The sequence below is a fragment of the Polynucleobacter cosmopolitanus genome (assembly GCF_002224225.1).
Classification (GTDB): domain Bacteria; phylum Pseudomonadota; class Gammaproteobacteria; order Burkholderiales; family Burkholderiaceae; genus Polynucleobacter; species Polynucleobacter cosmopolitanus.
In genome coordinates this window covers 381,240-393,263 of the sequence record NZ_NJGG01000001.1, presented here as the reverse complement: position 1 = coordinate 393,263, position 12,024 = coordinate 381,240, and the positions used below count along the sequence as shown (strand labels likewise).

12 protein-coding genes and 1 tRNA gene are annotated in these 12,024 nt (G+C 44.1%); 10 read left to right on the top strand and 3 right to left on the bottom strand.

All coding sequences use genetic code 11. The features are described from left to right. Positions 1 to 91: 91 nt before the first annotated feature. Positions 92 to 763: a DNA-processing protein DprA gene (gene dprA / locus AOC33_RS02040; protein ID WP_089514936.1), complete on the bottom strand. Its 672-nt coding sequence runs from the start codon at positions 761 to 763 to the stop codon at positions 92 to 94. A gap of 68 nt (positions 764 to 831) precedes the next feature. On the opposite strand from dprA, the gene def reads away from it, so the two are divergent. The 10 genes from def to AOC33_RS01990 all read left to right on the top strand — a co-directional run bounded on the left by def (position 832) and on the right by AOC33_RS01990 (position 10,579). Continuing rightward, complete coding sequence (gene def / locus AOC33_RS02035; RefSeq protein ID WP_089514935.1) at positions 832 to 1,341, top strand: peptide deformylase; 510 nt, start codon at positions 832 to 834, stop codon at positions 1,339 to 1,341. A 2-nt stretch (positions 1,342 to 1,343) separates the two neighbouring features. Next, on the top strand, positions 1,344 to 2,312 hold the full coding sequence (gene fmt / locus AOC33_RS02030; RefSeq protein WP_089515561.1) for a methionyl-tRNA formyltransferase: 969 nt from the start codon (positions 1,344 to 1,346) through the stop codon (positions 2,310 to 2,312). 96 nt (positions 2,313 to 2,408) lie between these two features. Beyond that, positions 2,409 to 3,269 (top strand): zinc metalloprotease HtpX, encoded by an 861-nt coding sequence (htpX, locus tag AOC33_RS02025; protein ID WP_089514934.1) that lies wholly within the window; start codon positions 2,409 to 2,411, stop codon positions 3,267 to 3,269. Positions 3,270 to 3,324: 55 nt separating this feature from the next. After that, positions 3,325 to 4,560, top strand: a complete 1,236-nt coding sequence (gene rsmB, locus AOC33_RS02020; protein ID WP_180738079.1) for a 16S rRNA (cytosine(967)-C(5))-methyltransferase RsmB — start codon at positions 3,325 to 3,327, stop codon at positions 4,558 to 4,560. Further along, on the top strand, positions 4,541 to 5,173 hold the full coding sequence (locus tag AOC33_RS02015; protein ID WP_180738078.1) for a DUF4390 domain-containing protein: 633 nt from the start codon (positions 4,541 to 4,543) through the stop codon (positions 5,171 to 5,173). The genes rsmB and AOC33_RS02015 overlap by 20 nt, the downstream gene beginning before the upstream one ends. After that, entirely contained in the window at positions 5,170 to 7,413 is a 2,244-nt protein-coding gene (locus tag AOC33_RS02010; protein ID WP_089514931.1) for a sensor histidine kinase, read from the top strand. Before AOC33_RS02015 ends, AOC33_RS02010 begins: the two co-directional genes overlap by 4 nt. Positions 7,414 to 7,415: 2 nt before the next feature. Beyond that, the gene (locus AOC33_RS02005) at positions 7,416 to 8,093 is read left to right on the top strand and encodes a response regulator (protein ID WP_089514930.1); all 678 of its coding nucleotides are present in this window, start codon (positions 7,416 to 7,418) and stop codon (positions 8,091 to 8,093) included. Between the two features lie 51 nt (positions 8,094 to 8,144). Then, the gene (gene modA / locus AOC33_RS02000) at positions 8,145 to 8,900 is read left to right on the top strand and encodes a molybdate ABC transporter substrate-binding protein (RefSeq protein WP_245835564.1); all 756 of its coding nucleotides are present in this window, start codon (positions 8,145 to 8,147) and stop codon (positions 8,898 to 8,900) included. A gap of 54 nt (positions 8,901 to 8,954) precedes the next feature. Then, positions 8,955 to 9,030, top strand: a tRNA-Phe gene (locus AOC33_RS01995). Between the two features lie 100 nt (positions 9,031 to 9,130). Further along, positions 9,131 to 10,579: a sensor histidine kinase gene (locus AOC33_RS01990; protein ID WP_089514929.1), complete on the top strand. Its 1,449-nt coding sequence runs from the start codon at positions 9,131 to 9,133 to the stop codon at positions 10,577 to 10,579. A 1-nt stretch (position 10,580) separates the two neighbouring features. Here the strand turns inward: AOC33_RS01990 and AOC33_RS01985 are convergent, their stop codons facing one another. Together AOC33_RS01985 and AOC33_RS01980 are read right to left on the bottom strand one after the other, a co-directional pair. After that, positions 10,581 to 11,252, bottom strand: a complete 672-nt coding sequence (locus tag AOC33_RS01985) for a cupin domain-containing protein (RefSeq protein WP_089514928.1) — start codon at positions 11,250 to 11,252, stop codon at positions 10,581 to 10,583. Between the two features lie 2 nt (positions 11,253 to 11,254). Beyond that, on the bottom strand, positions 11,255 to 11,890 hold the full coding sequence (locus AOC33_RS01980) for a trimeric intracellular cation channel family protein (RefSeq protein WP_089514927.1): 636 nt from the start codon (positions 11,888 to 11,890) through the stop codon (positions 11,255 to 11,257). Between the last annotated feature and the right edge of the window lie 134 nt (positions 11,891 to 12,024).

The window sequence follows — 12,024 nt, the reverse complement described above, 5'->3', positions numbered from 1 at the left end:
TTTTTTCATTATTAACCGATAAATGGAAAATAAGGAAATAATTAAGAAAACCCATGCTTGAGGTCGGCCATTAGTGCTTGATAAATATAGGTTATTTTTCAAAAAACCTTAATTCTTCAAATATATCTTCAGGCCGCCCCACCAGCTTTGCGCCCTCCTTGATGAGCTGGTGACACCCCATTGATTGAGGTTGGTGGATTGAATTTGGGATGGCAAACACCTCGCGCCCCAGATCATTGGCGTATTTTGCAGTTGTCATAGAGCCTGAACGAACGGCTGCTTCAACCACCAATATCCCTAAAGAGAGTGCGGCAATCAGCCGGTTTCTTTGTCTAAAGAAGTACGGTTTAGTGACTGAGCCAGGGGGATATTCAGATATCAAGAGGCTTTGCTGAGCAATTGCTTTAAATAAAGGCTGATTTTTGCTGGGGTAGCACTGATCTAAGCTGGTGCCACAAACGGCGATGGTCGATAGCAGCGGCCTGGCTTGCAGGGCTCCTAAGTGGGCTGCTGAATCGATGCCCTCAGCCAGCCCAGAAATGACCAATAAGCCACGATCAACCACAGCATTTGCAAAATAAGAAGCAGTTGTCATGCCTTCTTTGGATGCTTGACGAGACCCGACGATACCAAGGCTGGGTATTTTCAGCGCTTCAAGATTCCCTAGGCAGTAAATTTCTTGTGGGGCATCAGGCAAATCTAGCAATCTGCTTGGATAATAGGGGTGTGATTGTTTAACGGTGATAATTGAGTTCATAGACATGAAGTCTATGAATTAAGATTGATTGAACAATCAGATATCCCTGAACTTATTTGTAAGAACTTTCTGAAATGGCTGCATTACCTATTCTTTGTTATCCAGACCCTCGCTTACACACGGTTGCCAAACCAGTTGTGGCGGTGAACGATGCCGTTCGTCGATTGGTGGCTGACATGGCTCAGACCATGTACGAAGCCCCTGGTATTGGATTGGCTGCTACCCAAGTGAACGTCCATCAACAAGTGATTGTGATTGATCTGTCGGATGAAAGAGATCAACTACAGGTTTTCATCAATCCAGAAATTATTTGGAGCAGTGAAGAAAAGAAAGTTTGGCAAGAGGGATGTTTATCTGTACCAGATTTTTTTGATGAAGTTCTACGCCCATCAGAGGTAAAAGTGCGCGCATTAAATTTAGAGGGAAAGCCATTTGAGATACATGCCGATGGATTATTGGCAGTTTGTATCCAGCATGAAATGGATCACCTCAAGGGCAAAGTGTTTGTTGAGTACTTGTCATCATTAAAGCGCATGAGAATTGCTGGCAAACTAAAGAAGAAAACAAAAGCAGGCGCTCTCTGATGTTGAAAGTTGTATTTGCAGGAACCCCCGACTTTGCCAAAGTTGCCTTAGAAGCGATTGTTCATGCGGGTCATGAGGTGGTGATGGTGATGACTCAGCCTGACAGGCCTGCCGGTCGAGGCATGCAGCTACATGCCAGCCCAGTCAAACAATTTGCTTTAGAAAAAAATATTCCAGTCATGCAACCCACGTCACTCAAGGTAGCTGGGTCATACGGCGATGAGGCTCGAGCGGCTTTGAGTGGTTTGCAAAAATTAGACTTTGATGTGATGGTGGTGGCTGCTTATGGTTTGATTCTGCCCCAAGAAGTCTTTGATATCGCAGAGCAAGCTGGCCGAGCGGGGTGTTTGAATATTCATGCTTCTTTATTACCGCGTTGGCGAGGTGCTGCACCGATTCACAGAGCGATTGAAGCTGGAGATCTTGAGACCGGAATTGCGATCATGCAAATGGATTTGGGTTTGGATACCGGTGCGGTGATTGCGATGAACAAAATGCCAATTGCAGCCAATGAAACAACTGCAACACTCCATGACGCATTGGCAAAGATGGGCGCTTTGATGATTGTGGAAACTTTGAATCGATTTGCGCAAGAGCGAAGTTTGAAGTCTGTGCCTCAAGCGCTTGAGGGCATCACGTATGCTCATAAAATCATGAAGGAAGAGGCAAAGATTGATTGGCAGAAAGATGCCAAGGTAATAGATTTAAAAATCAGAGCATTCAATCCTTTTCCCGGGGCGACTTTGCTTGATGGAGCGTCGATCATCAAAGTTTGGCAAAGCTCTCTGACTGATGATCAATTGCAGAGTGAACCAGGAAAGATCATCAACATCACCACAGACGGTGTGCAGTTAGCCTGTGGAAAGGGCAGCGTTTTATTGACTGAATTACAAAGAGCTGGCGGCAAAAAAATGTCAGCGGCACAGCTTGCGCAGACATTGGGCTGGAAGCCTGGCCAAGTACTGAATTAACAACCCCAAGCGATAATCAACAATTAAGACGGGGTATGCTAGAAATGAGTATTAATTTTAGAATTTCTAAATCTGTTTTCAAGAAGGATTTTAAAGATGTTTAATTGGTTCAAGACAGCCGTATTAATGGCCGGCATCACGGGTTTGTTTATCGTGGTGGGTGGAATGATTGGCGGCGAGCAGGGGATGTTGATGGCCTTGCTTTTGGCGATTGGTATGAACTTCTTTAGCTATTGGTTTTCAGACAAAATGGTCTTGAAGATGATGAACGCCAAAGAGGTGGATGAGGTAACAGCACCTCATTTTTATCGAATGGTGCGTGAGCTTGCGCAAAAAGCTGAGCTGCCGATGCCAAAGGTTTATTTGATTGAAGAAGATTCTCCCAATGCTTTTGCCACAGGCCGCAATCCACAAAACTCTGCGGTTGCTGCGACCACAGGCATCTTGAGAGTTTTATCTGAGAGAGAAATTCGCGGAGTGATGGCTCATGAGTTGGCACACGTCAAACATCGCGATATTTTGATTTCAACCATTTCAGCCACAATGGCGGGAGCCTTGTCTGCGCTTGCAAACTTTGCGATGTTCTTTGGTGGCAGAAGCTCTGATGGTCGCCCGAGCAATCCGATGGCCAGCATTTTGGTGGCCATCTTGGCGCCTTTGGCAGCCAGCTTGATTCAAATGGCGATCTCTCGCGCTCGTGAATATGAAGCGGATCGAGGCGGCGCAGAAATTTGTAATGATCCAGAGGCCTTGGCCATGGCATTGGACAAGATTCACCAAGTTGCCAGCGGTCGACATTTTGATGCAGTTGAAAGACATCCTGAAACTGCTCAAATGATGATCATGAGCCCTTTATCTGGTGGCGGTTTAGCGGGTTTATTTTCTACTCATCCACCAACCGAAGAGCGTGTTGCACGTTTGATGCAAATGGCAAGAACGGGAACATATCCTGGCTGATATCAAACAACAAGGCATCAGCCTTTCAAAAGCACTTTTTGCATCTGCCAAGGTATTGGAAGAGGTTCAAAACGGGACCTCACTGACTTTGGCCCTTCAGGGCACATCACCAGATTTAAGACCTGCTGTTCAGAGCATTGCCTTTCAAGCCCTTAGAAGGGGATTTTGGGCTCAAGAGGTTTTGAATCAATATGTTCAAAAAACTCCACCAGGCCTAACGCTCTATTTGCTTTGGGCTGCGATTGCTTTGTTACCAGAAAAAAATAGCGAGCCCATGTATGCCACACATACCTTGGTGAATGAGGCGGTGAATGCAACAAGCTTGGACAGCAATCTTGGTTTTGCCAGAGGGTTGATCAATGCGGTGTTGCGCAGAGCCCTCAGAAATGAAAAGCTGTATCAAGAAATACCCGAAGAGCAGCACCCTTCTTATCCAGAGTGGTGGACAAGAAAATTAAAATACGCCTACCCAGAGCAGTATCTGAATATTCTTGCGGCATCAAAAGAGAAGCCGCCACTAACCTTGCGTCTAAATCATCGATTTCTGAAAGATGAAGCTGGTGTCAAAAAATATTTAGATGATTTAAGCAAAGCTGACATTGAGTATCAATTGATCGATAAGGTTGGTGGGCAAAAGTTATCAGGTGCGATCGAATTAAAAAACCCAATCCCAGTGGCAAAGATTCCGGGATTCTTTGATGGTGCCTGTTCAGTTCAGGATGCGGGCGCGCAAGTGGCAGCAGAGTTGTTAAAGCTTGCTCCAGGACAAAGGGTGCTTGATGCGTGTGCCGCGCCTGGTGGTAAGGCGGCACATTTTTTAGAAAAATACGATATTCACCTAGATGCACTAGAGATAGACGCATCAAGAGCGAAAAGAATTGAAGAAAACTTTGGTCGTTTAAAACTTAATGGTGGCCACATCATCATTGGTGATGCATCGACTCCAAAAGCATGGTTTGGGGGTGAGTTGTACGATGCAATCATTGCAGACGTGCCATGTTCTGCTTCGGGCATTGTGAGACGGCATCCCGATATCACGTATTTACGCCAAGAGGGCGATATCAAAAATTTGCAAGTGGCACAACGAAAGATCCTCACAGCCCTTTGGAGCTTGTTAAAGCCAGGCGGTAAGTTACTATATGTCACTTGCTCAGTATTTCCAGACGAGGGAGAGCTGCAAGCTAAGTGGTGGCTGAATGCCATGCCAGATGCAGTCAGATTGAAAGCCCCTGGACAGCTTTTGCCATCAAAGCAGCACGATGGATTTTTTTATGCGCTTTTTGAAAAATGAAAGCTTTAGATTAACAATCAGCATGCGCCAACTATTCAATTGGATTGCTAAGATTTTTTTGCTGGCCACCATGGTCAGCTTTGTGCATGCCAATGAAATTAGCTTTAGTAATGTTAGCTTAACCCCGCTTGAAAAATCATGGGCTTTGAATGCAGATGTTCAATTAGAGCTCAGCCCCGCCCTTGAGCAATTAGTTAAAAAAGGTGTGACGCTTCATTTTGTGACTGAGTTTCAGTTGAGCAAAAAAAGATGGTATTGGTTGGATAACAAGATCGTCGACGTCCAACGAGTTTCTAAAATATCTTATCAAGCGCTGACCAATCAATACCGTGTGACGCTGGGCACTTTCAGTTTGACTGCTGCCACATTAAAGCAGGCATTGTCAGCGGTAAAAACAACTGAGGGATGGGTGGTTATTGACCAGGGTATGGTTGAACTGAATCAACCATATCAAGCGGCCGTCCGAATGCGCTTGGATACCAATCAATTGGCAAAGCCATTTCAGGTGAATGCCATCAATTCTAAGTCTTGGAATTTGCACAGTGATTGGCATCGTTTTGAGTTCATACCAAGAGTGCAGCCTGCTCCACAAACGCTTGGGGCTCAGCCATGATGAGATTATTGGCCAAGCCTTTTTTGATTGGCGTAGTGGTATTTTTGGCGCTTATTCTATTGTTGCTGTTGGCCTTTGCCTCAGCCAACACATCTTTTTTTGACGAATATTTTGCTTTGTTGTTCGCCGCCAATGTGTTGATTGGGGTTTTATTTTTGCTGGTGATCGTTGCCTTGGTTTTTAACCTGGCCATGCGTTTGCGCCAAAAGTATTTTGGCTCTAGATTGATTGCAAAGTTAGCGATGTTCTTTGCTTTGGTAGGAGTTTTGCCAGGCGCGATTCTTTACGGCGTTTCTTTGCAGTTTGTGTCTCGCAGTATTGAGTCATGGTTTGACGTCAAGGTTGAGCGTGCTCTTGAGGCGGGCTTGCAATTGGGCAGAACATCGATTGAGATTTCGCGCACAGATTTATTGAGCAAGGGTCGAGAGATTGCGACTCAGATTCAAGCGACCTCACGCGCTTCTGGTGAAGGCGCTTTGACCTTGTTATTGTCAAGACAGCGTGAGCAAAACAGCCTTGAAGAAATCACTTTGTTTGGCTTGGGATCTAAAGTTGTTGCGAGTGCCGGCCTTGGTTTTAATTCTTCAGTATCTGAGATGTCTCAGGCTGATAAGTTGCAACAGGCAAAATCGGTGGGTTATTTCACGCAGACAGATGAACCAAATCCGGAGCTTTCTAAAAAAACTTACACCATTAAATTGTTGATCCCGATTGATAATATTTCTGGGGGCAGTTTGGGTGGATTTAATTTACGTGCTCAGTCAGAGGACAGGTATTTACTGCTGGTTAAAAACATGCCAGAAAGTCTTAGTAATAATGCTTTGGCCGTTCAAAGCGCTTACATTGAATACCAAGAAAAAGCCCTTGGTCGTTCAGGTTTGCGAAAGATGTATATCGGCACTCTGACAATTACGCTGTTTTTAGCATTGTTCATTGCAATGGCCCTGGCCTTGTTATTGGGGCGTCAGTTAGCCACGCCTTTGATCATGTTGCTCAAGGGTACGAAAGCTGTTGCAGAAGGAGACCTTTCTCCTAAGCCGGAATTGAACACCGGGGATGAGCTTGGTTTGTTGACCAAGCAATTCAATGTCATGACCCGCCAGCTATTAGAAGCCAGAAATTTATTAGAAGATTCAAAAACTTTTTCTGAAAGTGTTTTGTCTAATTTAACTGCTGGCGTGTGTGTATTGGATGCCGAGTTTAAATTGGTGGTTTCTAATGCGGGCGCTTCTAGAATTTTTGGAACTCCGTTAGACCAGCTGATTGGTAAGGGCTTGGGCGGTATTCCTCGCTTGCAAGAATTTGAGGCTGCTATTAAAGATGCATTCAGCGCCCATGAGATTTCCAGTAATGACCAAAGTGATCACTGGCAAAAACAAATCATTTTGGATGCATCAAGTCATATAGATTCGCAGCATGATCATGGCATTACTCTGTTGGTTCGCGGAACTCATTTGCCAAGCGGTCTATTCATTGTGGTGTTTGATGATATTTCAGAGGTGATCACAGCTCAACGCTCTATTGCCTGGGGCGATGTGGCCAGACGCTTGGCTCATGAAATCAAGAATCCTTTAACGCCGATTCAATTGTCGGCTGAGAGAATTCAGTTAAAGTTAAAAGAGCATTTAGCTCCTCAGCAGCAAGAGTTTCTTGAGCGCAGCACCACAACCATCATCACCCAAGTTGAAGCGATGAAACAGATGGTGAATGACTTCAGAGATTTTGCTAAAACTCCGGATGCGCAGTTACAAGAATTATCAATGAATGGTTTGGTGCTTGATGTCTTAGGTTTATACGGTGGCACCCCGGTGCGCGCAGATCTTGATCAAGCGTGCCCGATGATCATGGCTGACGCAACGCAAATTCGTCAGGTGATTCATAACCTGATTCAAAATGGTCTTGATGCAAGTGTTGAAGCCAACAAAGGGGACTTTTCAATTTTGGTGAAAACAGAGTTCTTGCCTTATCCAGATTCTAATGAGAATGATAAGGTTGGTAAGGGCATTGTTAAATTGAGTATTTTGGATGCGGGCACAGGTTTTGCCCCAAGAATTTTAAGTCGTGCCTTTGAGCCTTATGTGACAACCAAGGCTAAGGGAACAGGCTTAGGCCTTGCCACTGTGAAGAAAATCGTGGATGAGCACGGCGCAAGAATTGAATTACGTAATCGCATGGAAGACAATCAGGTCATTGGTGCCGAGGTGTCTATTTATTTCAACCAACTGGTAAAGCAAAGTTAGTTATGGCAAGTATCTTAGTTGTTGATGACGAGATGGGCATCAGAGAGCTCCTCAATGAGATCCTAACGGATGAGGGGCACTCGGTGGTATCTGCGCAGAATGCAAATGAGGCTAGAAAAGCCCGAGAAAATCTTGAGCCTGATTTGGTTCTTTTAGACATTTGGATGCCTGACGTTGATGGCGTGACTCTTTTAAAAGAGTGGTCGAACAATGGTCAGCTGACCATGCCAGTGGTGATGATGTCAGGGCACGCCACCATTGATACAGCCGTAGAGGCCACCAGAATTGGTGCGGTGAACTTTTTAGAAAAACCCATTGCGCTACAGAAATTATTGAAAACAGTGGAGCAGGCTTTACAAAAAGCACCTCCTAAAGAGTTATTTGTTGTTGAAACTAAAACTGACATCAAGGCGGATGGGTCTGTACAAATCAGCAGCAAGATTGAGGAATTCATTGTTGAAGAAGCCGATACCAATCAAGCCGAATTCAATTTAAGTTACATCGATCTGCCATTAAGGGAAGCCAGAGACTTATTCGAAAAAGCTTATTTTGAATACCATCTCAACCAAGCTTCAGGCAGCATGACACGCGTTGCAGAAAAGACTGGCCTAGAGAGAACCCATCTTTACCGAAAGCTCAAGGCACTTGGCATTGATGTTGGTAATTACAAAGGTGATTAGTTGCTTTTCATCACAAAATTTTTGTGTATGAACTTCATGAAGATTAGATATTTGTTATCACCAATAATTTTTTTATCGTTAGTAACGGTTTTCTTTGTTTCCTTGGCAAATGCTCAGCAAGCCACCGTGGTGGTTGCTGCAAACATGAAGCCAGCGATGGAAGAGATCTATCAACAATACAAAATAGCAGGTGGTCAGGACTTAAGAATCATTTATGGCTCATCTGGTAATTTTGCCCGTCAAATACAACAGGGCGCGCCATTTCATTTGTTTGTGTCTGCTGATGAGAGTTTCCCTTTGACTTTATATCGTCAGGGTTTGACTGTGGATGAAGGAAAGATTTATGCGATTGGCAGACTGGCTTTGATTGTGCATAAGTCAAAAAAGATCAGGTTGAGTCTCAATCAAGTTGAGCTGAAGAAAATTATTGAGGATGTGAATAAGATCGCCATCGCGAAGCCTGATACAGCGCCTTATGGAAAAGCAGCCATTGATTTTCTGAATGCACTCGGTTTGTATGAGGCCGCAAAGAATAAGATTGTTTTTGGTGAGAGTATTTCATCAGCAACCATGTTTGTGACTTCTGGTTCGGCAGGTATCGGATTAACAGCTTATTCTTTGGCCAAATCTAAAGAAGTGGCGCAAATAGCAGATCACCTTTTAATCCCTGAGAACTTTCATGAACCAATCAAGCAGAGGATGGTGTTAATGAAGAACCCACCTAAGCCAGCTGTGGATTTTTATGCCCATCTGCAAAGTGCCAAAGCCAAGGATGTTCTTAGGCTTAATGGCTACTCAGCCCCTTAACTGGGGTGGGCAGTTTGGGGTAAAAAGCCTTTTATAGTACAATTCTCGATTCTTGGCCTGGTAGCTCAGTCGGTAGAGCAGAGGATTGAAAATCCTTGTGTCGGTGGTTCGATTCCGCCCCGGGCCACCAAGATTCTATAAACCACCTTCGGGTGGTTTTTTCGTTTCTGTAGTGTGCTGGCATGTCGTTTTAAACGACATACCTAATGATCTTTAGTACCATGTAGATCATGGAGTTAGCCAATCAAATCTTTTTTATCGCTTTTTCACTAATTGGTCTGGGGTTATTTTTAAGCGCCCTGTATCAATACCGCGTCAGTGCTGCTAGTGGGCTGAGCATCTATTGGCCGTTGAGCGTGGGAATTTTCTCGCTGTCCTCTTTCAGCTTTGGCATTGCTTTGTGGACGCATAACTTTCTTCTCACAGTAGCAAACACTTCGTTCATTGTTTCTGTTTTTCTTCTGATATTTTTATATCGCTCTTGGAATCAACGCCCCTTTACCAAGATTCAAGCAGTGCTTTTGTGGCTGATCCCAGTTTTTATTGCCTTTCTTTATGACTATTTGAGGGTAACACCAGACACCTTTAAGCATCGCGTGGCTTTGATCACAATTACTCAAGAATTATTTTTAATATGGCAAATCTGGGAGTTGAGAAAGTATTACAAAGTAGATCCAACAATAGTTGTAAGGTGGCTGATTTTTTTAACGGCCTTTACCTTATTTGGAGAAATTCTTAGAACACTTTGGATATTGTTCGGAAGCACCCAAACTAATTTCTTTTTATATGCTCAGGATGCTCTGGCTTTAACACTTTTATGGATTGGTTATGGCAGCACGATCTTGGTGTATGTGGCACTTAATAGTTTCTATTTGGAAAAGCAGATTAGAAAAGAAAACCAAATTGCCAATGCCTTAAAGAGTACAACCGAAGAGAATAAAAAAATTACCGAACTTTTAAAAGAGAAAGAGCGTCTTATCTACGGTCTGATGAAGGCTAATAAGACCGCTGCCACAGGCGCGCTGTCTGCTTCGATTGCTCATGAGCTCAATCAACCTCTTGGCGCATCTAACCTCAATATCCAGTTTCTTAAAATGAATTTAGAAAAAGGGGTGCTGAATCCTGATTTAGGTAAAGAGGTTTTAGATTCTCTAGAAGAAGATAATAAGCGCGCAGCAGCAATTGTTAAATCTCTCAGATCAATCTTTACTGAAATTGACTCAAATGCTGAAGAGGTCGAGCTTGGCAAGCTGATTGATAAATTTTTAGAGATTGTTAAGCCAGAACTAAAGTCTAGGAATATTCAAATTCAACTTCAAGTTGATGATGAATTGCGGATTCGAGTAAATTCTTCTGAAATTGAGCAAGTCATACTAAACCTACTTAATAATGCGATCCAGGCTCTAGCTAACGCAGGAACACTTCAGCGTCGAATTGTTATAGAAGCTGCCAAGGATGAGCATTTTATTCACCTAAGTATTTCTGATAATGGTGCAGGGGTACCGATTGAATTTAAATCTCAACTTTTTGAGCTCTTGAGTACGACCAAGCAGACGGGAATGGGCTTGGGTTTGTGGCTATGTAAGCACATTGTCACTAGATATGGTGGCTCAATTCGCCATGAGGACGCGATTGGCGGTGGAGCTCGGTTTGTCGTGGAGCTACCTTCGGTAGGTTAGCTTATCGATCTAGCTTGTGATTCAGATGCCCTGTTTTGACATAGATGAGGGCGCCCTCTGATTTTGTGAATGGTTTGTGGGTGCTGTATCTGGGGCTTCTGATCCATGTGCCACTCGGGTATGAGCCGTGCTCATCATGAAAGACACCTTCTAAAACCAGAATCTCTTCTCCGCCTGGATGAACGTGTGGATTGAATATGGTGTTGGGTGCCCAACGCACCAGTGCTGTGCCTACACCATCGAATTCATGCAAGGGCATCACGGACAGTCCAGGAACCAGGCCTGGATACCAGGCAGTGTTCTTGGTGTCGATTCTGATGGTGGCTGAATCATCGGGATGAAATTGTCTTAATTTGACAAAAATCGTGCAGCCTTCTTTTGAATAAGGGGTGTGTGAACTGTTGGGTGGATTGCGCAGGTACATCCCTGCTGAGTAATCACCACTTTCATCTGAGAAAGTGCCTTCAAGCACCAAGATTTCTTCCCCAGCAGGATGGGCGTGTTTAGGGAAAGAAGAATTCGGCGCATAGCTCACGATGGTGGTTGCAATCGCAACTTCATCACCAATGCGATCCAGAGGTTTTCGATGAACGCCTGCCATAGGTGATGGCAACCACGGTGCTTCGTGAGTGTTGACCACGGCTTTTTGACTGAAGTCAGCATGGATGTTCATGATTAAGCCCTGAATGTGGGTAGGTGCCAATTCTTATACAAGGCAATCGCACGAATGATGAAAATGAACATGAATGAAACCACTGCAGCCATGGATTCATCTAACAAGTAGGTGCTCAGCAGAATGTACAAACCACTTCCAGCAAAGGCAATCACTGCATAGGGACGGTTGTCATAGAACAGCTGAGGAATTTCTCCGCACACGATGTCTCGCAGAGCGCCCCCAAAAGTTGCAGAAATAACCCCTAGCAAAATGGCTACTACTAATGGCGTGTCAAATTGAAGTGCAATTTGAGTGCCCAGGATCGTTGCCAAGGCAAGGCCCATGGCATCAGGCAACTGAATCATTTTTTCTGTGTAGGCAATGTGTTTGTTCTTAATGAACCAAATGCTCACAATGGTCAATGCAATGATCACCCAAAGCCAGTAAGAGTGTTCAACCCAAAAGAAGGGTCTGCGATCTAAAAGAATGTCTCTTAATGTGCCACCACCAAAAGCAGTCAAACCAGCCACGATGCTGACACCCACCAAGTCTAATTTTTTTCGTAAGCCAGCAATGAGCCCTGAAGCAGCAAATGAGAAGATGCCAATCAACTCAATGATTTCTTGGAAAAAGCTGAGGGTTGGTGTGCTGAACATGCCTTAATGTCTTATCTGTTGCGTATAGGAAAATAAAAGATATCCTTATTATGCAATGCGCCTGAAAATAATTCAGATAGTGATTAATATGGATATATAAGATTAAACAAATGAGCGAGCTAGGGTCAATCAAT